This window comes from Nocardioides marmorisolisilvae (assembly GCF_003725775.1).
In the GTDB taxonomy this organism is placed as follows: domain Bacteria; phylum Actinomycetota; class Actinomycetes; order Propionibacteriales; family Nocardioidaceae; genus Marmoricola; species Marmoricola marmorisolisilvae.
In genome coordinates this window covers 310,303-329,325 of the sequence record NZ_RJSG01000003.1, presented here as the reverse complement: position 1 = coordinate 329,325, position 19,023 = coordinate 310,303, and the positions used below count along the sequence as shown (strand labels likewise).

Below are 19,023 nucleotides of genomic sequence, written 5' to 3'. Positions count from 1 at the left end.
CGACGAATCTTGCTGTCATCGAGCAACGAACGAGGAGCAAGATCATGCAGAACGTCACCGTCTTCTACCGGGCAGAGGTCGACTACCGCCACGAGCAGGTGGCCCGTGAGTTCCGGCCGACGCGTTCCCGTCGCGCCGTCCGGAAGGCCGACCGCAACCCGGTCGGTACCCGCACCGACGCCGCCTGAGGGTGGCCCGTTCCGAGCGCGGCACTCCGCTGCGCCTGGTCGGCGAACCCACCCCGGGCGGCGTCGGTTCTGCGGCTTCGGCTACCGGAACCGTGCCGCTGTCCGTCGTACCGGTCATGATGGGGGGCGTGCCGCTTCCTGAGTTGTCCGGTGAGGTCCGCGAGCTGATCGGCCGGGAGGACGAGCTCGACGAGCTCGCCACCGCCATCGGCGTGCGTGGCAGTGCTGCGCAGCGCGCGGTCCTGCTGTCCGGTGACGCCGGCGTCGGCAAGACCCGGATCCTCACCGAGCTGCGCGACGTCGCCTTCGACTCCGGCTGGCAGGTCGTCGCCGGACACTGCCTCGACTTCGGTGACAGCGCGCTCCCGTACCTCCCGTTCTCGGAGGTGATGGGGCGGCTGGCGACTTCAGACCCGGCCCTCCTCGACGACCTGGCCGCCAAGCGGCCGGTGCTGCGTGCCCTCCAGCCCGGGCGCCGCACCATGCAGGGCTCGGAGCAGGACACCTCGGCCGCGGTCGGTCGGGGTGACCTCTTCGACGCCGTGCACGCTCTTTTCGACGCAGTGGCGAGCTCGACGCCCCTGCTGCTCGTGATCGAGGACGTGCACTGGGCCGACACCTCGACGCGCGACCTGATCCGGTTCCTGTTCTCGCGCCCGTTCGAGAACCAGGTCGCGATCGTGGCGTCCTACCGCTCCGACGACCTGCACCGCCGGCACCCGCTGCGCACAGCGGCGGCCGAGTGGAGCCGGATGCCCGGCGTGGCGCGGATGCAGCTCGAGCCACTGGGACCCGGCGCGGTGCGTTCGCTGGTCAAGCAGCTCCACCCCGCGCCGCTGCGGGAGAGTGCGATGGCCGGCATCGTCGCCCGGGCCGAGGGCAACGCGTTCTTCGTCGAGGAGCTCGTCGGCGCCGCGTCGATGGACGGGCACCAGGTGCCGGACGACCTCGCCGAGCTGCTGCTGGTGCGCCTGGACCGGCTCGGACCGACCGCCCAGCAGACGGTCCGGGCGGCGTCGGTCTCCGGACGCCGGGTCTCCCACGGCCTGCTGGCCGAGGTGGCCGGCGTCAACGCCGCGGAGCTGGAGGCCTCGCTGCGCGAGGCCGTCGAGCTGAACATCCTGGTCCCGAACAGCAGCGACTTCTACCGCTTCCGGCACGCGCTCCTCGCTGAGGCCGTCTACGGCGACCTGCTGCCGGGAGAACGGGTACGGATGCACGCCGCGTACGTCGAGGCGCTGGCCTCGGGCCGGGCGAACGGCACCGCGGCCGAGCTGGCCCGGCACGCCCGCGCCGCCTACGACCTGGCCACGGCGGTGGACGCCTCGATCCGCGCGGGAGACGAGGCCATGTCGGTCGGAGGTCCGGACGAGGCGGCCGACCACTTCCAGACCGCACTCGAGCTGCTGGCCGACCCGGCCGCCCGGACCGAGGTCGTCGTCGACCTCGGTTACCTGGGGCACCGGGTCTCCGACGCGCTCATCGCCTCGGGCCGTCCCGGCCGGGCGATCCAGGTCGTGCGCGAGGTGCTCGAAGGCCTGGCGGTGGACTGGCCGCCCGAGCAGCGCGGTCGGCTGCTGGTCGCGATGGCGACCGCGGTGATGGTCGATGAGACCAAGCTGGACCCGTTGGAGTTCACCGAGGAGGCGCTCCGGCTGGTGCCGGACGAGCCGTCGCGGCTGCGCGCCACCGTGCTCGCGGCCCACGCCCGCGCCCACGCGTTCAACGACAACATCGACCAGGCCCGGGAGTACGGCGCCGAGGCGCTGACCTTGGCCGAGAGCCAGGACCTGCCCCGTCTGGCGACGGACGTGATCACCACCCTGGCCGGGCTCGGCGCGAAGGGGTCGGAGGACGTCCGTTCCGGCCTGGAGGAGGCGGTACGCCGCGCCCAGGAGACCGGGGCCGCCAACGCCGAGATGCGTTCGCTCTACCTGCTCGGCCGCTGGCACCAGGACCGGGCGGCGTTCGCCCCGGCCGTGGAGATGTTCGAGCGTGCCTACGAGCTGGCGCTCCGGGTCGGTCAGCCGTGGGCACCGTTCGCCTTCGACAGCCGCCTCTTGCACGCGCAGATCGCCACGATCACCGCCGACTACGACGACGCGATGCGGTTGGCCGACGTCAGCGGTCAGGCGCCGCCGGCGGTCCCCGAGACGCTGCTCGCCGCGCTCGTCGTCACGGTGAAGGCGGTCAGGGGCGACAAGTCCGCGCTCGACGTGCTGCCGCAGCTGCGTGGTCACTGGCGCAAGGACGGTCTGATCCCGATCACCGTCGGACCCGCCGCGATCGAGCTGTACGCGCAGGACGGGAACGTCGAGGGAATCATCGAGGAGCACGACGCGGTCGTCGAGGCGGTGACTGCGCTGTGGCGCGAGTTCTTCCACGCCCGGGTCCGGCTCGGTGCCGTCGCGCTCGGGGCGCTGGGTTGCTGCGCGGCGGTACTGCCGGCGGCCGACCGCGAGCGGATCGCCGTCGAAGCCGCCCGCATCGTCGAGGGCAGTCGTCGGACCCTGACGCTTCAGGCCGAGGAGGCCACCCACTGGGGACCCGAAGGTGTCGCCTGGGCGGCCCGGCTCTCGGCCGAGTACCTGCGGCTGCGCTGGTTGCTCGGCATCGACCCGCCGGGCGAGCAGGAGCTCATCGACGCCTGGACCCGCGCCCTCGAGGCGTTCGAGGCCTACGGCCACCGCTACGAGATCGCCCGCACCCAGACCCGGCTCGCCGCGGTGCTTCAGGCCGCCGGCGACCAGGCCCAGGCACGCGTGTATGCCGACCAGGCCAGGGCTGAGGCCAAGCGCATCGGCGCCGAGCCCCTGCTCGAGGAGCTGCGCACCCTCGGTGCGGGATCGCGCACCCGCGCCACGGCCGGGAGCAGCGAGGCGCTGACGGCGCGCGAGCACGAGATCCTCGGCCTCGTCGCCCAGGGTCGTTCCAACGGCGAGATCGGCAAGCAGCTGTTCATCGCCACCAAGACGGTCAGCGTGCACGTCTCGAACATCCTCGCGAAGCTGGGCGCCAGCACGCGCACGGAGGCGGCGGCGATCGCCCAGCGCCGCGGCCTGCTCTAGCGGTTCTCCACAGGCTGCACGAACCGGTTGACCTCGCGTCTGCCGGTGCTCACAGTGGAACGATCTTCTGCTTTGTTCCCTGTGATGCCTTGGAGTGCCATGAAGCTGTGCCTGGACGGTCTGACCCTGACGATCAACGACGGCGTGACGGCGCTCGTCGCCTCCGACGAGCGCGGCCGCCGGCGTCTGCGCCGAGCGCTGGTGCAGTCGGTGCACGGCCGGTGGGACCGGTTGCTGCTCGACGAACGGACCAGTCGGGTCGACGCGGTCGAGGGGCCGCCACTGGTGATGATCTGCGCCCACCGGATGCGTGGGGTCAGTCGGCTCGCCGACCGGGTCGTGATGCTCGAAGCGGCCGGGGTCCGCTTCGAAGGATCGCTCGCAGACTTCTGCACCCGACCGGACGGGAGCAGCGACGAGCCTGAGGATGCGTTCCTGCGGAGGCTCTTCGCTGCCGGTGCCTAGCGGCGCAGAGCCCGGCGGATCCAGCCCAGGATCCCGTTGGACTCGCTGGATCCCTTCGAGTGCCCGAGGGCGATCGCCGTGGCGGTCGCGTCGCCTCCCGCCATCATGCCGACCGCAGCGCCCGTGAAGGCATCACCGCAGGACTGGCACAGCCGTCGTCCGGTGGCGGTCGTCATACCTCCCCGCAGCTTCGCCCCGCACTGCTCGCAACGCTCCATGTCGTCTCCTCTGGTTCTCCCCAGGATCTCCTACCGCGGTAGGTACTGCACCCCTGCGATCCGCGCCTAGCATGGACGGCGAAGGGACGTGACCATGACGATCGACATCGACCCCCGCACCGAGGCTCGGTTCACCAAGATGCAGCCGTTCGGCTCGGGCAGCACCCAGCGCCCGGACCCGGCGATGCTTCCGGACGGACCGCGGTTCAACGGCCTGCTGCAGAGCATCATGCTGATGCGGTTCCGCCACCAGTGGATCCCGCGCCTGCGGCGCAAGTACGGCGACGTCTTCTCGATCAAGATCCTCCCCGAGGGCCGGTGGATGGTCTTCTTCCACAAGCCCGAGCACGTCCGCGAGATCTTCGCCGGTGACCCCGAGGTCTTCCACGCCGGCAAGGGCAACGCGATCCTCGGCCCGGTGATGGGCGAGCACTCGCTGCTGCTCGTCGACTCCAGCCAGCACAAGCGGGCGCGCAAGCTGCTGATGCCCGCCTTCAACGGCCACGCACTGCGCGGCTACGAGTCGATGATCGAGGGCATCACCAAGACCGAGGTCGGCACCTGGAAGCCGGGAGTGGCCTTCGAGTCCCTGGAGCGGATGAACGCCCTCACCCTCGAGGTGATCCTCCAGGTCGTCTTCGGCGTCACCGACGAGGAGCGGCTCTCCGAGCTGCGCCCGCTGGTGAACCGCACGGTGAACGTCAGCCCGGCGGTGTTCCTCGGCTGGGGCTTCCCGAAGCTCCAGCAGTTCGGGCCCTGGCGGCGGGCCTTCGAGAACCAGGCCGCTCTGGACCAGGTGCTCTACCGGATGATCGCCGAGCGGCGCCGCGAGACCGACCTCGACCAGCGCAGCGACGTGCTGTCGCGGTTGCTGCTGGTCCGCGACGACGAGGACCCGGCTGACACCGGCCTCACCGACGAGGAGCTGCGCGACCAGCTGGTCACCCTGCTGCTCGCCGGGCACGAGACCACGGCGACTGCCCTGGCCTGGACCCTGCACGAGCTCGGCAAGGACCCGGCGCAGGAGGCGAAGGCTCGCGACGCGGCCACCCGCGGCGACAACGACTACCTCGAGGCCGTCCTCAAGGAGTCGATGCGGCTGCACCCGGTGATCCCGATGGTGGTGCGACACCTGATGGAGCCGGCCACGATCGGCGGCATCGACCTGCCCGCCGGGGCGAACGTCGCCGCCTCGATCATCCTGGCCCACGAGTCCGAGGACGCCCACCCGGACCACCTGGCCTTCCGGCCCGAGCGGTTCACCGAGGGTCACGTCGAGACCAACACCTGGATCCCGTTCGGGGGAGGGGTGCGCCGCTGCATCGGTGCCGGTTTCTCGCTGATGGAGGGCGTCGCGGTGCTCCGTGAGGTGCTCTCGGTCTACGACGTCGCGCTGCCGCCCGGCACCCGCGAGGAAGCCAAGGTCCGCAACATCACCTCGGTGCCGAAGAACGGTGCCAAGATCGTCGTCACGCGTCGCTGACGAAACCGTCCACCTGGGCCGTGCGTCTACTCCACGGCGACAGGAGGCTGGAGATGGACGGACTCGAAGAACCTGTACGGCGGCGATCAGGTCGCGCCGTGCTCGGGGTGCTCGGCGTTGTGGTGCTCGTCGGTGCGATCGTCGGTGGGGCGGTCGCGCTGGGTCACCGGGACGACGACCCGAAGACCACCGCGCCGATCGGGACGGCGCCCGTTGCTGACCCGACCCCGACCGCGACGCCCACCCTGACCACGAAGCCCGACGTCGAGGCGCCGAACGAGGACTGCGGTCATGGCGACGGACTGATCAACGTGTTCACCACCGAGCCGCCGCCGATCGATCCGGCGTCGCTGGCCGAGCAACGAGCGGTGATCGACCGGATCAAGGCGAAGGACTGGTCCGGGTTCCGGATCATCGGAGCCGTACCGACCCATCTCGGGGTGTTCGCTGCGGTCGACAACTACGACGCGGCCAAGAAGGCCCTCGAGCCCGAGGGGGTCCGTATGGTTTCGGTCGCGGCCGACGAGCTGGGCGACCTGAACGGCCAGGCGGTCAACGCCATCCAGGAGCTCCTCGAGCCTGCCGTGAACGACATCACCCGCGCCACCAAGGGCGTCCCCGGGTACGCGTCGTTGGCCCTGTGGCAGGACGCCGGCGCCGTGGTGGTCGACTGGAAGGCGCCGATCCCCACTGAGATCGAGGCGCTCGCCGGCGTCCGGGATGACGGGGTCACCGTGATGATCCAGTCCGTCCGGTACTCCGAGAAGGAGACCCGGGCTGCCCAGCAGCGCGTGTCCGACGCGTTCGAGCATCACCGGGTGGACGCGAAATGGACGATGACGGACCGCTGCCAGGACGGCTCCGGCGTCGTCGTCGGGATCGAGCCGGACTCGATCGGGACGCGGAAGGCCGCGCTGGAGACCGAGCTGTCCGACATCGCCGGCGTTCCCGTTCACGTCGTCGCCGCCGGGCCGATCGCCCCCGCGGTCGGCCGGCTCGGCTAGGTACTAGAACCAAAGGGTCATCGTCCGGACCGCTCGGCCGGAGTAGCGTCGAACCATGCTGGACACCTTCCAAGGTCTGCCGGTCCACGCGCTCATCGTGCACGCGACCGTCGTACTGCTCCCGCTGGCCGCGATTGCCGTCGCCCTCGCCGCGGTCCACGCCCGCTTCCGTGCCTGGATCGGATGGATTGCTCCAGCCGCAGCGGTCGCCTGCGTCGTCCTGACGCAGCTCACCGTGATGTCCGGCAACAAGCTCTACGCCCGGTTCGAGCGGGTGCACGGAGTGAGCAAGGACCTCGAGCACCACAAGAGCCTGGCCCACCTGCTGATCTGGCTGGTCATCCCGCTCGCTGTGATCGCGGTTGCGAGCTACTTCCTGCACCGGCGGGAGGACGCCAGCAAGGCGGTCCTCGGCCTGGTCGGAGCCCTGGCGGTGGCCTCCGCCGTGTCGGTCATGGTCGACGTCGCGCTGATCGGTCACGCCGGTGCCACCTCGGCCTGGAAGCCGATCGTGGAGAACACCAACCGCTAGCGGTCGCGACCCGGCCCGTACGCTTCGGCCGTGAAGTTCGAACGCAAGCACTCCGTCTTCCTGCTCGTCGTCGCCGTCTGGAACGTGCTCACCTACGCACGGTTCACCAAGGCGCTGATCGACACCACCGAGGATCGCCCGACCGGCTACTACGTCGCGCACTCGATCCTGATCGTGGTCAACATCGCCATCGCCGGCGTGCTCGGCCGCTGGGGCTGGCAGGCGCTCAAGGCTGGGCGAGCGACCGCGGACTAGGGCAGGATCCCTCCATGGACTTCACCCACGAGGAAGCGCACGAGCTCGCTCGCGAGAAGGGCAGCAACCCGGTGCTGTACTTCATCCTCCGGGTGATCCTGGTCCCGGTGATGAAGGTCTTCTTCGGCCTCCAGGCCAAGGGCGTCGAGAACATCCCGAAGACGGGTCCGGTGGTGATCGCCCCGAACCACAAGAGCTTCTGGGACGCGTTCTTCCTGGCCGCGGTCGTCAAGCGCCGGATGCACTTCATGGGCAAGGCCGAGCTCTTCCAGGGCTGGCGCGGACGACTCTTCGTCTCCCTCGGCGCGTTCCCGGTGCTGCGCGGGGAGTCCGACGACCTCGCGATCGGCACGGCCCGCGCGGTCCTCGAGCGTGGCGACGTGCTCGCGCTGTTCCCCGAGGGCACCCGGGTCTCCGACCCGGACAAGCTCGGCGACCCGAAGCGAGGAGCGACCCGCCTGGCCATCGAGACCGGCGCGGTGATCATCCCGACGGCGATGAGCGGCACCGAGAAGCGCAAGTGGCCGTTGCCGCGCAAGGTGCGGATCGTCTTCGGTGAGCCGGTCCCGGTCACCGACCTCCAGGCGACCCCCGAGCACGCCGGGATGCTGCTCGACCAGACGGTCTGGCCGACGATCTCCGAGGAGTACGCCAAGCTGCGCAACACCCCGGGTCTGATCGCCGGTGGTCTCGCCGCTGCCGGTATCGGCTACGCGCTGTACCGGCGCAGCAAGAAGAACTGATGCTGCTTCCGCCCAAGGTCTCCGCGGGTGTCGCCGACGGCTCGATCACGCTCGCCTTCCGACGCTGGCGCGCCCAGGACGTGAAGCCGGGCGCCACCTTCAAGTCGGGTGGTCACGTGATCCGCGTCGACAAGGTCTCGGTCGTCGACCCCGCGAAGATCACCGACGCGGATGCGCGACGGGCCGGACTCAAGGACGCCGCCGACGTGCGCAAGCGACTCGCTCCCGATGAGTCCTGGAAGACCTACAAGGTCACGCTCGGCTACGCGGGTCCGGACCCGCGGATCGCGCTGCGGGAGTCGGCCGAGCTCACCGATGCCGACGTGGCCGCGATCGACACCCGGCTCGAGCGCCTCGACAAGGCCAGCAGCCACGGCGCGTGGACGATGCGGACCCTCGAGCTGATCCGGCAGAACCCGCAGCGGCGGGCGCCGGACCTGGCCGCGATCGAGGGCCGGGAGACCGCGCCTTTCAAGATCGACGTCCGCAAGCTCAAGGGCATGGGTCTGACGGTCAGCTTCCCGGTCGGTTACGAGATCTCGGCTCGTGGGCTGACGTACCTGCAGCGCACGAAGCGGCGCTAGCCGACGATCGCACCGTGTCGTTCGGCGAGGAGCATCGCGCCGGCGACGTCCAGCCGGGTCCCGCGCAGCCGGGCCAGCTCGAGGTCGACCCCGTCGAGCCGGGTCTCGCGCAGGTCGGCCTCCTCCAGCCTGGCCCCGCGGAGAAGAGCGCGGGAGAGGTCGCAGCCGCGCAGCGAGGACTTCGTCAGGTCGGCGTCGGTGAGGTCGGCCTCAGCGAGGACGACACCGTCGAGGACCAGCTCGCGCAGCTTCGCCCCTTGCAGGCTGACGCCGAGCCAACGGCCACCGGAGACGGTCAGCGGGCGCAGGGTGCAGTCGACGAAGGCGCTGCCGTCGAGCTTGCAACCGTTCAGGGTCGCGCCGAAGAACGAGGTCCGGTTGAAGGTGCACCCGACGAGCGCGACTCCGTTCAACACGCTCGCGTTGAATCGGCCGCCGTCGAAGACGCAGGACAGGAAGGTCGTCCCCTCGAGTCGTGCCTCGGTCAGGTCGACATCGGAGAAGCGGCACTCGGTGTACGTCCGGGCGCCCCACTCCTCGCCGTACCAGTCCTCGTCGCGGAAGCGCTCGCCCTCGAAGGTCTCGGTCACCTGTCGCATGCTGCCAGGCCTCACCGACGGCCGGTGAAGGCGCCGTGAAACCGCCGTGAAACCGCGATCTCCTACGTTCGTGGCGTGGCACCGGCCGTCGGTGCCCGACGAAAGGAGGCCGACATGACCACCACCCCCGAAGCCACCGCCGCGTCGCGGACCTACCCGTCGCTGCGGGCTGCCTGGATCCCGTTGGCCGCCCTGTGCCTGGCCTTCTTCGTCGAGATGGTCGACAACACGCTGCTCTCGATCGCGCTGCCCACGATCGGGCGCGACCTGGGCAGCGGCACCACCGCGCTCCAGTGGGTCACCGGCGCCTATGCGCTGACCTTCGGCGGTCTGCTTCTCACGGCCGGCTCGCTCGCGGACCGGTTCGGACGCCGACGGGTCCTGCAGATCGGGCTGGCTGCATTCGGTCTGATCAGCCTGGGTGTCGTCTTCGTGAACAGCTCAGGTGAGCTGATCGCCCTGCGGGCGGCCCTCGGCGTCGCCGCCGCCGCGATGGCGCCGATCACCAACTCGCTGGTCTTCCGGCTCTTCGACGACAAGGCCCTGCGGATGCGGGCCATCACCGTGATGATGGTCGTCGGCATGTCGGGATTCATCCTCGGGCCGGTGCTCGGCGGGTCGGCGCTCGCCCACGTCCGGTGGGAGTGGCTGCTGGTCGTGAACGCGCCCATCGCCGTCATCGCCTGCATCGGCGTGCGGCTCGGCGTCGCCCCCGACCACCGCGACGACCTCACCGACGACAAGCTCGACCTGCCGGGTGCGGCGCTGAGTGTGCTGACCATCGGCCTGGCCTGCTACGCGGCCACCTCCGGCGTGCAGCACGGCTGGTCCTCGCTGGCGACGCTCGGATCCATCCTCGGCGCGATCCTCGGCGGTGTCGCGTTCGTCATGCACGAGCGCCGCACGGCCGAGCCGATGCTCGACCTGAGCCTGTTCTCCGAGGGCACCGTCCGCGGCGCGACGATCGCGCAGGCCGGTACGGCGATCGCGATGGCCAGCGTCATGTTCGGCCTGGTGCTGCACTTCCAGTACGCCTACGGGTGGTCACCGATGCACGCGGGACTGGCCAACCTGCCCATGATCGCCACCATGCTGTTCGCGACCCCGTTGGTCGAGGGGCTCGTGAAGGCGTACGGCCACCGCGTCGCCTGCATCATCGGCGCCCTGTTCCTGACCGGCGGCGTCGGCGGGATGGCCTGGGCCGTCGAGCACGGCTACCTCGCGATCGTGGTCGCGATGGTGGTGATGACGATCGGGATCCGTGCCGTGATGACGATCTGCGCCGTCGCCCTCGTCGATGCGATGCCGGCGAACCGCACCTCGATCGGGGCGGCCCTCAACGACACCGCCCAGGAGGTCGGCACCAGCGTCGGCACCGCCTTGGTCGGCACCATGATCGCCGCTCTGGTGACCTCGACCCTCCCGGCGGGCACCTGGAGCCACGCGCTGGTGCAGTCGTTCTTCCACGGCGAGCGCATCACCTTCGCGGTGCTCGCCGGAGTCGTCGGAGTGCTGGCGGTGCTCGGCGCCCGGACCCTGACGGACTCGCACTCGGTCGAGGAGCCGGCTGAAGCCTGAGCTGCTGGCCGCCGCTCTCGAGTTCGTTTGCTACCGCACGGCTCTCGCGAGGGCCGTCTGACAGCGCAGGTGTAGCAAATGGCGAGGAGCGCCTAGCGGTCGAAGGCGTCCAGGACCTGCTTCTCGGTGAGCCCGTAGTCCTTGAGCTCGTAGGAGTGCTTCGGCGCCGCCTTGCCCTCCTTGGCCTCCCGGTCGATCTCGGTGACCGCGGCCTCGACCTCCGGCGTCCAGTCCAGACCGAACTGGTCGTAGACCCGCCGCGTCACGCCGATCTGGTCCTTGACCAGGTCGCCGAAGGAGATGTCGATGAACTGGTCCTGGTTGTACTTGCCGCGGTTGTCGTGGAAGTTGTGGAACGCCCGCGACCACAGGTCCAGCTGGGTGTGCCCGATGACACCGCCGACGTAGGTGTCGGACTGGCCGACGGTGGTCTCCGCCGACAGCGAGCACGACGAGGCGATGCAGGTGACCGGCTCGCGGTGGGTGTAGACGATCAGCGCGTCGGGGTAGACGGTCATCAACGCGTCCAGGCCGCTCATGTGCGACGGGTTCTTCAGCACCCAGCGCTTGTCCTGGTCGTTGAGACCGAGCAGCTGCAGGTTCTGCTTGTGCCGGGCATAGGCGTCGGTCCAGTCCTGGCCGTCGAGCCACTGCGAGTACCGCGGCAGGTTCGCCAGCGACTCGTAGGAGTTCGACTTGCCGGTCTGGCGCAGCAGCCGCCAGCACTCCTCGACCGTGGTCGCATCCATGTAGTGGATGCCCATGAACTCGGGCTGCTCGACGTGGTGAGCCGTGAACGCCTGCTGCATCGCGTTGAAGATCGGGTCGGACTCCCAGGTCTCCCGGGGCGGTCGCGGCTGCGGGTACTGGGTCAGCCACATCTCCAGGCCCTGCGAGCTCGGGTCGGCGTGCAGGAGCCGGTGCAGGATCGTGGTGCCGGTGCGGGGGAGGCCCATCAGGAAGATCGGTCGCTCGATCTTCACGTCCCGGTGCTCGGGGTGCGCGGCGAACTGCGCCTGCGTCAGCAGGACGCCGACCAGCGCGCTCTTCACCTCCGAGCGGTGGAAGTAGTTGCCGCGCGGGGTCAGGCCGGCCTCGGGGGAGGCGAGGTCCTCGACGAGGACCCGCAGGCCCTCCTCGTGGACGCCGTCACCGAAGTCGGTCATCCCGGTGGTCCGGGACGCGGCGGCGGCGATGTCCTCGTAGCTGCCGACGTCCGGGCGCTCCCGGGTCATCACGTTGTCGTTCATCAGTCTGCTTTCGGCTCACCGGGTTTCGACAGGCTCAACCGACCAGGGTCAGTCGTGGAACTCGCCGCAGTCGATCGTCAGCATCTGGCCGGTCACGGCTGAGGCCAGGTCGCTCGCCAGGAACAGGGTGCCGCGCGCGACCTCCTCGGAGGACGCGAGGCGCTTGAGGTCGGTCGGCGCCGCCTTCTCGGCGTACACCTCCTCGTGCGTCTTGCTCTCGACCGCGCCGAGGAAGTCGAAGTAGCCGCGGTTGACGTCCTCGTAGATGTAGGACGGCGCGACGCTGTTCACGCGGATCCCGCGCGGGCCGAGCTCGGTGGCCAGCGACGAGGCGAGGTGGGCGAGGGTGCCCTTGCTCAGCTTGTAGCCGGCGTACTCCGGCTGGCTCGAGAACGAGACGCAGGAGTTGAGCATGATGATCGAGCCCTTGGACTCCGACAGCGCGTCGGCGAACAGCGCGGAGAGGCGCAGCGGCGCGAACACGTTGGTCTCGTTCACCTTCGCCAGCTTGCGCGGGTCGATGGTGGTGATCGGGTCCATCGGCGGGATCGCGAAGGCGTTGTTGATGACGCAGTCGACGCGGCCGAAGGCCTCCAGCGTCTTGTCGCGCAGGTTCACCCGCGAGTCCTCGTCGGTCACGTCGGTGACCACGGTGACGGCGCGGACTCCGAACTCGGCGACCTCCTTGGCGAGCTCGTCGAGGCGCGCCTCGGTCCGGCTGGCGAGCACCAGGTCGGCACCCATCCGGGCGGCTTCGATCGCCAGCGACCGGCCCAGGCCCGGGCCGATGCCGGAAACGACGATGACCTTGCCCTTCAGCAGCGGCGCCGCGGTGTAGCGCTCCTCGATCGAGGTGTCGTGGGCTTCGGCGTAACCAAGTTCGTTGCTCAAGAGATCATCCTTCGTGCGATGCCGACCTGGCGGTCGGCGATTCGGGCGGCGTACTGCTCCGGGGTGACCCGGTTGTCCTCGTAGTAGGGGAGGTGCTTGGCGACCTCGTCGAACGCGACCAGCTCGACGCTGGGCCCGTCCTGCTCGGTCAGGTCGCGGGCGACGCGCTGCCAGCGCAGCATGATGACGCCCTTGTCGTGGCCGGTGGTGTCCAGCCAGTTCGCGATCTCCGGGTTGCGGGTGGAGATCACGTAGCGGAAGAACCCGTCGGGGTCGGCCTGGCTCTGCGCGCCGGTCAACGACGACTGGTAGTGCTCGTAGTCGGTGGAGACGTACCACTTCGAGCCGATCTGGATGGCCTGGTACGGCGCGACGTCGCTGACCGGGACGGTCACGACCAGCGCCTCGTCCTCGGTCAGGTCGTAGTGGCCGAGCGAGGAGAACTGCGACGCCAGGCCACCGGGGGTCGACTTGGGCACGGTCAGGGTGTTGACCGGCTCCTTGTAGGTGAACCACTCCGGGAACGAGAACCAGGTCTTGATCTTGCCGATCAACATCTTGGCCGCGACGCCGTAGCGCTTGGCGACCTTGTCCATCGCGAACGGCTCGCGCGGGGTGCCGGCGGTGTCGAGGCGCTGGATCCGCAGGGTGCCGCGCTCCTCGGTCGTCCAGTCGTTGTAGACCTCGCGGACGATCAGGGTGGCGCCCTTCTTCAGACCCATCTCCGGCCCGAACTTCCAGCTGAACGAGCCGTCGGCGGCGACGTCGAGCTCACGGTCGTCGAACGCGGCCAGCGAGGTCGGCGAGCCGTCGGCGGAGTAGTTGCCGTCCATCACCTGGAAGGACAGGTCGGTCGTGGTGCCGCGCACCCCCGAGACCTCGTACGTCGCGCCCTCGTCCAGGTAGGCGTTGAAGTAGATCGCGTCCGGGTTGTCGAGACCCTGGCGGGCGTACTGGTGCGTCGGATTGATCAGCACCGGGTGGACCAGGTCGTAGTCGAACGCCATCTGCAGCGACGAGCGGATCGAGCCGGCGAGGTAGTCGTACCCCTCGGCGCGCTCCTGCTCGCTGATCTCGAACGGCGGGTTCGCGATCAGCCCCTCGGCCTCGGCGACCGCGTCGCTGAAGACCTTCGTCACCTCGCTGGTTGAGCCTGTCGAAACCTCCGTCACAGGCTGACCTTGCTGATGATGTCCTCGGCGTACCGGTTGATGTTGTCGATCTTGGTCTGCAGGGGCTCGAGGTCGGGGCCCATGATGTACGGCACCCGGAAGCCGACGATCGCGTCGGTGACGCCCTTGTCCTCCAGGCGCTTGATGCCGTCGAGGGTGTAGGCGTCGTAGGAGATCACGTGGATCTCGAAGTCGTCGCGGTCATCTCCCTCCTCCTTGCGGATCTCGGCCAGGCGGGTGAGCAGCCGGTCGAGCTCCTCGGGGTCGCCGCCGGCGTGCATCCAGCCGTCGCCCTTGAGGACCGCACGGCGCAGAGCCGCGTCGGCGTGGCCGCCGACCAGGACCGGGATCTTCTCGGTCGGGGCCGGGCACTGCTTGAGCGACTGGATGTCGTAGAACTCGCTGTGGTGCTCGTAGAACTCGCCGCTGGTCAGTCCGCGCAAGATGTCGATGCACTCGTCGAGCCGCTTGCCGCGCTTCTCCCACGGAACGCCCAGGGCGTCGAAGTCCTCGGGCCACGGCGAGATGCCGACGCCGAGGCCGAGGCGGTTGTTCGACAGGTAGGCCAGGCTGCTGGCCTGCTTGGCGGTCAGCACCGGCGGCCGGATCGGCATCTTGAGGACGAAGGGCGTGAGGCGCAGCGTCTCGGTCACCGCGAAGATGTGGGCGCAGAGGATCATCGTCTCGATGAACTCCTTGCCCTCGAGGAAGTGCCGGTCCCCGGTGTCGGTGTAGGGGTACTTCGAGTCAGACTCTTCCGGGAAGATCAACGAGTCCGGGATGGTCATCGAGGTGTACCCGGCGGCCTCGCACGCCTGGGCCATCGGCGCCCAGTACTCAGTCTTGGTCATGCCTTCGGCGAAAGAAAAACGCATGGGCCCAAGACTAGAACGTGTTCCAGTTTCGTGGCTAGAGTGATCCGGTAGCCGAAGTCGCCTTTTTTCTGAAGGCGCCTCTACCGCTCACGCTCAGGAGTGCTCCATGGACCTGCAGGAACTGGTCGACCGGACCGAGATCCGCGACGCCATCACCAACTACACCTTCGGGATCGACCTCGGTGAGTGGGACCGGCTCGACAAGGTCTTCACCCCGGACGCCGCGATCAACTACGTCGAATCCGGCGGGATCGAGGCGACCTTCGTCGAGATCAAGCCCTGGCTCCAGGAGAACCTCGCGGTCGCGCCGAACCGGGTGCACATGATCGGCCAGATCGACTACGAGCACCTCGATGGGGGCGACATCCAGGCCAACGCCTACTTCCACAACCCGATGACGTTCGACTTCGGGCCCGACTCGAAGTTCCCCGTCGAGGTCACCGGCATCTACCGGCACACCTTCACCCGGACCGAGGCCGGCTGGCGCTCGCGCAAGCTGCACGAGACCGTGCTCTGGAAGCGCGGCTTCGAAGCGCTCGGTATGTGACCTGCGGCCATCGAGCCTGTCGCGATGCAGAACAAACCCAAGGGCCTCGACGACCCGGGCACCGTGAAGTTCATGAAGGTCATGGCGGCCGTGAACGTCTGGCTCTTCCGGCGTACCGGCGGGCGCCTCGGGTCGCACTGGCGGATCGGAGCCGGCTTCCGCAACCCGGTCCCGATCTGCCTGCTCGAGCACACCGGACGGAAGACCGGGCTGGCCCGGACCACACCGCTGGTCTACCTCGAGGACGGGCCGAACGTGGTGGTGGTCGCCTCCCAGGCAGGACGGCCCGAGAACCCGATGTGGTTCCTCAACGTCGTCGCGAACCCGGACGTGACGGTCCAGGTCGGACGCTCGCGGCGCGCGATGCGCGCCAAGGTCGCCGACACGGCGGAGCGGGCTGTGCTGTGGCCGCGCCTGGTCGACCTGTACGCCGACTACGCCAGCTACCAGTCCTGGACCGAGCGCGAGATCCCCGTGGTGGTGCTGGAGCCGCGCTGAGCCTGGGCGAGACGGGGCGCGCAGTTACCCGTGGGTTGCCTATTCTTGGCGCGTGACTGATCGGGAGTCGGACCGCGAGCGCCGGGAGCGGATCCTCAACGCCGTCCTCAAGGTGCTCGGCGTCGCTGTCGCGATCGGTATCGCGATCGGCATCGGCACCTGGGTGATGGTCAAGTCCCTCGGCCTGGACAACGCCGACACCTCGACCGTCGGTCCCGCGCCGGTCACCCCGATCAAGCCGCTGCCGACCACGGCCATCACGCAGACCCCCGACGGAGGCTCGCCGACCGACGAGCCCACGGACGAGCCCACCGACATCCCGACCGAGATCGTCACCCCGAGTGCTGGCAGCGGCGACCTCTTCCTGAGCGCCTCACCGGTCTTCGTGAAGTCGATGGAGCGGATCAACCTGACCGGTCAGTGGCCGGGCAAGGACAACGTGTCCCTGCTGGTGCAGCGCTTCGAGAACGGCGAGTGGGTGGACTTCGGCGTCCAGGTCACCGTCCAGGTCGGCACCTTCGAGACCTACGTGATGACCGGGCGCGAGGGCGACAACAAGTTCCGGGTCTACGACCCGGAGACCGGCACGTCGTCCAACGAGGTCAAGGTCACCATCGAGGGCTGATCCCCTCAGTCGGGGATCCAGTCGAAGGCGTCCGGGTTCGGCCCGCGCCGTCCGGCCTCCCCACGGCCCAGCGCCGTGATCGCGGCGTGGTCCTCGGCGGAGAGCTCGAAGTCGAAGATCGCCGCGTTCTCGCGCATCCGCTCCGGCGAGAGCGTCTTGGGGAACACGATGTCGCCGCGCTGGACGTGCCACCGCAGCGTCACCTGGGACGGCGTGCGGCCGAGCCGGTCCGCGATCGCGGTGATCACCGGGTCGTCGAGGACCGCGCCCTGGGCGATCGGGGACCACGCCTCGGTGAGGATGCCGGCCTTCTCGTCAGCGGCGCGCACGTCCTCGTTGCCGAAGTAGGGGTGCACCTCGATCTGGTTGACCGCCGGCACCACATCGGTCTCGGCGGCGAGGCGCTGGAGGTGGGCGACCTGGAAGTTCGAGACGCCGATCGACCGGGCGCGTCCGTCGTTCTTGAACTCGATCAGCGTGTTCCACGTCGAGACGAAGTCGCCGTCGTACCGGGTCGGCAGCGGCCAGTGGATGAGGAACAGGTCGACGTGGTCGGTGCCGAGGTCGGCGAGGGACTGCTCGAACGCCCGGCGGGCGTCGTCGGGGCGGTGGAAGCCGTTGTTGAGCTTGGTGGTCAGGTAGACCTCGTCGCGGGCCAGGCCGGAGGAGCGCAGCGCCTCGCCGACGCCCTTCTCGTTGCGGTACATCTCGGCGGTGTCGATGTGCCGGTAGCCGGCCTCGAACGCGTCGAGGGTGACCTTCGCGGTGTCGGCCGGGGGCACCTGGAAGACGCCGAAGCCGAGCTGCGGGATGGCGTTGCCGTCGTTGAGGGTCAGGTTCGGGATCGTCATACAGAGGTCGACACCGCGGGGGCCTCGACTATTCCCGCCGGCTTCTTCTGGGCGCGGCCGCCGAGCCGCTGTCCGGCCAGGACGCCACCGAGGACCAGGGTCATGCCCAGCGCCTGGGCCCAGCCGAAGACCTCGCCGGCGAAGACGATCCCCAGGACGGTGCCCACGACCGGGTTCACGAGCCCGACCAGAGCAGCCGCACCTGCGGGCATCCGGGACAGGCCGCGGAACCAGCAGAAGTAGGCGAGGCCGGTGCCGGCGATCGCGATCCAGCTGAAGCCGGCCACGGCCTGGGCGTCCAGGGCCGGCGGGGCGCCTTCGACGATCAGCGCGACCGGCAGCAGCGCAATGCCGCCGACGACGAGCTGCCAGGAGACCAGCGTCAACAGGTCGGTCGGGGCCGGCCAGCGCTTGATGAGCACGAAGCCGACCGCCGAGACGAGCACCGAGCCGAACGCGCCGACCAGGCCGAGGGTGTCGATGTGGCCGGGGTTGCGCAGCACCAGCAGTGCGACGCCGAGGATGCCGACCAGGCCGGCCGCGACGCGGACCAGCGGAGCGCGCTCGCCGAGCACCGGCCAGGCGATGGCCATGACCGCCAGCGGAGAGGTGGCCTGGAGCGTGGCCGCCAGGCCACCGGGCAGGTGGTACGCGGCCAGGAAGATCAGCGGGAAGAAGAGGCCGATGTTGCACAGCCCGAGGACGACGGCCTTCAGGCGCCAGCCCTTCGGCGGCAGCTGGCGCCGCAGTGCCAGCAGCACCAGGCCGACGGGGAGTGCCCGCACCAGCGCGGCGAACAGCGGCCGGTCCGGCGGCAGGTAGTTCTCGGTGACGATGTACGTCGACCCCCAGGCGGCCGGCGCGACCGCGGTGAGCAGCACCGTGCCGATGCCGTATCCCTGGTCCTGGGATTTAGTTTCCATGGAAGGTATATTAGTTTCCATGGAAGATATAGTCAAGCCATGAGCACCAGGGAAGAGGACGCCGTGGACCGGATCGTCGCCCAGTGGGCCACCGAGCGCCCGGAGCTCGACAGCAGCCCGATGGCGGTCGTCGGCCGTATCCACCGGGTCGCCGACCTGCTCGACGCCGCGCTGCGTCCGCCGTTCGCCGAGGAGGGCCTCGGCAACGGCGACTTCGACGTGCTCGCCTCGCTGCGCCGGGCCGGCGCGCCGTACCGGCTCACCCCGACCGAGCTCACCGCCACGATGATGGTCACCTCGGGCGCGGTGACCAAGCGGATCGACCGGCTCCAGGCGATGGGCCTGGTCAACCGGAGCGTCGCCGAGCACGACGCCCGCAGCCGGCTGATCGAGCTCACCCCGGCTGGTGTCGCGGTCGTCGACCGGGTCGTGGAGAAGCACTGGGCGAACGAGGAGAGGCTCCTAGCGCCCCTGTCCGGCGCGGAGCGGGCGGCCCTGGTGGCGAGCCTGCGCAAGCTGCTGCTCTCCCTCGACGGGTGATCCGGAAAGAATTTCCGCCGACCCGGAACATTTCCCGCTCAGCCGTGCGTTACCTCCACTGACAAGAGTTGAGTTGAATCGACTCAACTTATTTGTCAAACTCGGCGAGCAGCAGCACGATGGGCGGCTGCAGC

General features: G+C 69.4%; 22 protein-coding genes. 14 read left to right on the top strand and 8 right to left on the bottom strand.

From position 1 onward, the window contains the following. The first annotated feature begins 44 nt into the window (after positions 1-44). The 3 genes from EFL95_RS19645 (at position 45) to EFL95_RS17015 (ending at position 3,721) form a co-directional block, all read left to right on the top strand. On the top strand, positions 45-188 hold the full coding sequence (locus EFL95_RS19645; RefSeq protein ID WP_183407236.1) for a hypothetical protein: 144 nt from the start codon (positions 45-47) through the stop codon (positions 186-188). A 128-nt stretch (positions 189-316) separates the two neighbouring features. Next, on the top strand, positions 317-3,256 hold the full coding sequence (locus tag EFL95_RS17020) for a helix-turn-helix transcriptional regulator (protein ID WP_183407235.1): 2,940 nt from the start codon (positions 317-319) through the stop codon (positions 3,254-3,256). Positions 3,257-3,355: 99 nt separating this feature from the next. Continuing rightward, positions 3,356-3,721 carry a hypothetical protein gene (locus tag EFL95_RS17015; protein ID WP_123235291.1) on the top strand — a complete coding sequence of 122 codons (366 nt, stop codon included), beginning with the start codon at positions 3,356-3,358 and terminating at the stop codon, positions 3,719-3,721. On the opposite strand, the gene EFL95_RS17010 is transcribed toward EFL95_RS17015, so the two are convergent. Further along, the gene (locus tag EFL95_RS17010; protein WP_148045094.1) at positions 3,718-3,897 is read right to left on the bottom strand and encodes a hypothetical protein; all 180 of its coding nucleotides are present in this window, start codon (positions 3,895-3,897) and stop codon (positions 3,718-3,720) included. The two genes, EFL95_RS17015 and EFL95_RS17010, sit on opposite strands and share 4 nt — an antisense overlap. 136 nt (positions 3,898-4,033) lie before the next feature. Between EFL95_RS17010 and EFL95_RS17005 the strand changes: the two genes are divergently transcribed. From EFL95_RS17005 to EFL95_RS16980, 6 genes are read left to right on the top strand one after another with little or no spacing between them, the layout of a single operon-like run. Continuing rightward, positions 4,034-5,422: a cytochrome P450 gene (locus tag EFL95_RS17005; RefSeq protein ID WP_123235289.1), complete on the top strand. Its 1,389-nt coding sequence runs from the start codon at positions 4,034-4,036 to the stop codon at positions 5,420-5,422. A 53-nt stretch (positions 5,423-5,475) separates the two neighbouring features. Then, the gene (locus EFL95_RS17000; protein ID WP_148045093.1) at positions 5,476-6,426 is read left to right on the top strand and encodes a hypothetical protein; all 951 of its coding nucleotides are present in this window, start codon (positions 5,476-5,478) and stop codon (positions 6,424-6,426) included. A 55-nt stretch (positions 6,427-6,481) separates the two neighbouring features. Further along, positions 6,482-6,958: a DUF2231 domain-containing protein gene (locus EFL95_RS16995; protein ID WP_123235287.1), complete on the top strand. Its 477-nt coding sequence runs from the start codon at positions 6,482-6,484 to the stop codon at positions 6,956-6,958. A gap of 30 nt (positions 6,959-6,988) precedes the next feature. Beyond that, the gene (locus EFL95_RS16990; protein ID WP_123235286.1) at positions 6,989-7,213 is read left to right on the top strand and encodes an SCO4848 family membrane protein; all 225 of its coding nucleotides are present in this window, start codon (positions 6,989-6,991) and stop codon (positions 7,211-7,213) included. A 14-nt stretch (positions 7,214-7,227) separates the two neighbouring features. Continuing rightward, positions 7,228-7,956: a lysophospholipid acyltransferase family protein gene (locus EFL95_RS16985; protein ID WP_123235285.1), complete on the top strand. Its 729-nt coding sequence runs from the start codon at positions 7,228-7,230 to the stop codon at positions 7,954-7,956. Continuing rightward, entirely contained in the window at positions 7,956-8,540 is a 585-nt protein-coding gene (locus tag EFL95_RS16980; protein ID WP_123235284.1) for an ASCH domain-containing protein, read from the top strand. Before EFL95_RS16985 ends, EFL95_RS16980 begins: the two co-directional genes overlap by 1 nt. Here the strand turns inward: EFL95_RS16980 and EFL95_RS16975 are convergent. Continuing rightward, on the bottom strand, positions 8,537-9,130 hold the full coding sequence (locus EFL95_RS16975) for a pentapeptide repeat-containing protein (RefSeq protein WP_425463973.1): 594 nt from the start codon (positions 9,128-9,130) through the stop codon (positions 8,537-8,539). The two genes, EFL95_RS16980 and EFL95_RS16975, sit on opposite strands and share 4 nt — an antisense overlap. A 123-nt stretch (positions 9,131-9,253) precedes the next feature. Between EFL95_RS16975 and EFL95_RS16970 the strand changes: the two genes are divergently transcribed. Continuing rightward, the gene (locus EFL95_RS16970) at positions 9,254-10,717 is read left to right on the top strand and encodes an MFS transporter (protein WP_123235282.1); all 1,464 of its coding nucleotides are present in this window, start codon (positions 9,254-9,256) and stop codon (positions 10,715-10,717) included. A gap of 92 nt (positions 10,718-10,809) precedes the next feature. Here the strand turns inward: EFL95_RS16970 and EFL95_RS16965 are convergent, their stop codons facing one another. From EFL95_RS16965 to EFL95_RS16950, 4 genes are read right to left on the bottom strand one after another with little or no spacing between them, the layout of a single operon-like run. Beyond that, positions 10,810-11,967, bottom strand: coding sequence for a sulfotransferase family protein (locus EFL95_RS16965; protein WP_246005009.1), 1,158 nt, complete (start codon positions 11,965-11,967; stop codon positions 10,810-10,812). Positions 11,968-12,015: 48 nt separating this feature from the next. After that, positions 12,016-12,858 carry an SDR family oxidoreductase gene (locus EFL95_RS16960; RefSeq protein ID WP_221176481.1) on the bottom strand — a complete coding sequence of 281 codons (843 nt, stop codon included), beginning with the start codon at positions 12,856-12,858 and terminating at the stop codon, positions 12,016-12,018. After that, positions 12,855-14,030, bottom strand: a complete 1,176-nt coding sequence (locus tag EFL95_RS16955) for a hypothetical protein (RefSeq protein WP_221176480.1) — start codon at positions 14,028-14,030, stop codon at positions 12,855-12,857. Before EFL95_RS16955 ends, EFL95_RS16960 begins: the two co-directional genes overlap by 4 nt. Next, a complete protein-coding gene (locus EFL95_RS16950; RefSeq protein ID WP_246005008.1) occupies positions 14,027-14,881 on the bottom strand; it encodes a TIGR03619 family F420-dependent LLM class oxidoreductase in 855 nt (284 codons plus the stop codon). Before EFL95_RS16950 ends, EFL95_RS16955 begins: the two co-directional genes overlap by 4 nt. A gap of 130 nt (positions 14,882-15,011) precedes the next feature. Here EFL95_RS16950 and EFL95_RS16945 point away from each other — a divergent pair, with 130 nt between their 5' ends. Genes EFL95_RS16945 through EFL95_RS16935 form a run of 3 tightly spaced genes read left to right on the top strand, consistent with a single transcriptional unit; the run spans position 15,012 to position 16,575 of the window. Beyond that, the gene (locus EFL95_RS16945; RefSeq protein WP_123235279.1) at positions 15,012-15,452 is read left to right on the top strand and encodes a nuclear transport factor 2 family protein; all 441 of its coding nucleotides are present in this window, start codon (positions 15,012-15,014) and stop codon (positions 15,450-15,452) included. A 24-nt stretch (positions 15,453-15,476) separates the two neighbouring features. Continuing rightward, on the top strand, positions 15,477-15,950 hold the full coding sequence (locus EFL95_RS16940; protein WP_123235278.1) for a nitroreductase family deazaflavin-dependent oxidoreductase: 474 nt from the start codon (positions 15,477-15,479) through the stop codon (positions 15,948-15,950). Between the two features lie 52 nt (positions 15,951-16,002). Next, the gene (locus EFL95_RS16935; protein ID WP_123235277.1) at positions 16,003-16,575 is read left to right on the top strand and encodes a hypothetical protein; all 573 of its coding nucleotides are present in this window, start codon (positions 16,003-16,005) and stop codon (positions 16,573-16,575) included. Between the two features lie 5 nt (positions 16,576-16,580). On the opposite strand, the gene EFL95_RS16930 is transcribed toward EFL95_RS16935, so the two are convergent. Beyond that, positions 16,581-17,426, bottom strand: coding sequence for an aldo/keto reductase (locus tag EFL95_RS16930; protein ID WP_123235276.1), 846 nt, complete (start codon positions 17,424-17,426; stop codon positions 16,581-16,583). Next, on the bottom strand, positions 17,423-18,349 hold the full coding sequence (locus EFL95_RS16925) for an EamA family transporter (protein ID WP_123235275.1): 927 nt from the start codon (positions 18,347-18,349) through the stop codon (positions 17,423-17,425). Before EFL95_RS16925 ends, EFL95_RS16930 begins: the two co-directional genes overlap by 4 nt. 39 nt (positions 18,350-18,388) lie before the next feature. Here EFL95_RS16925 and EFL95_RS16920 point away from each other — a divergent pair, with 39 nt between their 5' ends. Continuing rightward, positions 18,389-18,889: a MarR family winged helix-turn-helix transcriptional regulator gene (locus EFL95_RS16920; protein WP_123235274.1), complete on the top strand. Its 501-nt coding sequence runs from the start codon at positions 18,389-18,391 to the stop codon at positions 18,887-18,889. Positions 18,890-19,023 lie beyond the last annotated feature (134 nt).

Coding starts and splice junctions, on each gene's coding strand:
- EFL95_RS16985 (WP_123235285.1), top strand. CDS start 7,228: ATGGACTTCACCCACGAGGAAGCGCACGAGCTCGCTCGCGAGAAGGGC.
- EFL95_RS19645 (WP_183407236.1), top strand. CDS start 45: ATGCAGAACGTCACCGTCTTCTACCGGGCAGAGGTCGACTACCGCCAC.
- EFL95_RS16970 (WP_123235282.1), top strand. CDS start 9,254: ATGACCACCACCCCCGAAGCCACCGCCGCGTCGCGGACCTACCCGTCG.
- EFL95_RS17010 (WP_148045094.1), bottom strand. CDS start 3,897: ATGACGACCGCCACCGGACGACGGCTGTGCCAGTCCTGCGGTGATGCC.
- EFL95_RS17000 (WP_148045093.1), top strand. CDS start 5,476: ATGGACGGACTCGAAGAACCTGTACGGCGGCGATCAGGTCGCGCCGTG.
- EFL95_RS16965 (WP_246005009.1), bottom strand. CDS start 11,967: ATGAACGACAACGTGATGACCCGGGAGCGCCCGGACGTCGGCAGCTAC.
- EFL95_RS16945 (WP_123235279.1), top strand. CDS start 15,012: ATGGACCTGCAGGAACTGGTCGACCGGACCGAGATCCGCGACGCCATC.
- EFL95_RS16980 (WP_123235284.1), top strand. CDS start 7,956: ATGCTGCTTCCGCCCAAGGTCTCCGCGGGTGTCGCCGACGGCTCGATC.
- EFL95_RS16995 (WP_123235287.1), top strand. CDS start 6,482: ATGCTGGACACCTTCCAAGGTCTGCCGGTCCACGCGCTCATCGTGCAC.
- EFL95_RS16950 (WP_246005008.1), bottom strand. CDS start 14,881: ATGACCAAGACTGAGTACTGGGCGCCGATGGCCCAGGCGTGCGAGGCC.
- EFL95_RS16920 (WP_123235274.1), top strand. CDS start 18,389: ATGAGCACCAGGGAAGAGGACGCCGTGGACCGGATCGTCGCCCAGTGG.
- EFL95_RS16930 (WP_123235276.1), bottom strand. CDS start 17,426: ATGACGATCCCGAACCTGACCCTCAACGACGGCAACGCCATCCCGCAG.
- EFL95_RS17005 (WP_123235289.1), top strand. CDS start 4,034: ATGACGATCGACATCGACCCCCGCACCGAGGCTCGGTTCACCAAGATG.
- EFL95_RS17015 (WP_123235291.1), top strand. CDS start 3,356: ATGAAGCTGTGCCTGGACGGTCTGACCCTGACGATCAACGACGGCGTG.
- EFL95_RS16925 (WP_123235275.1), bottom strand. CDS start 18,349: ATGGAAACTAAATCCCAGGACCAGGGATACGGCATCGGCACGGTGCTG.
- EFL95_RS16940 (WP_123235278.1), top strand. CDS start 15,477: ATGCAGAACAAACCCAAGGGCCTCGACGACCCGGGCACCGTGAAGTTC.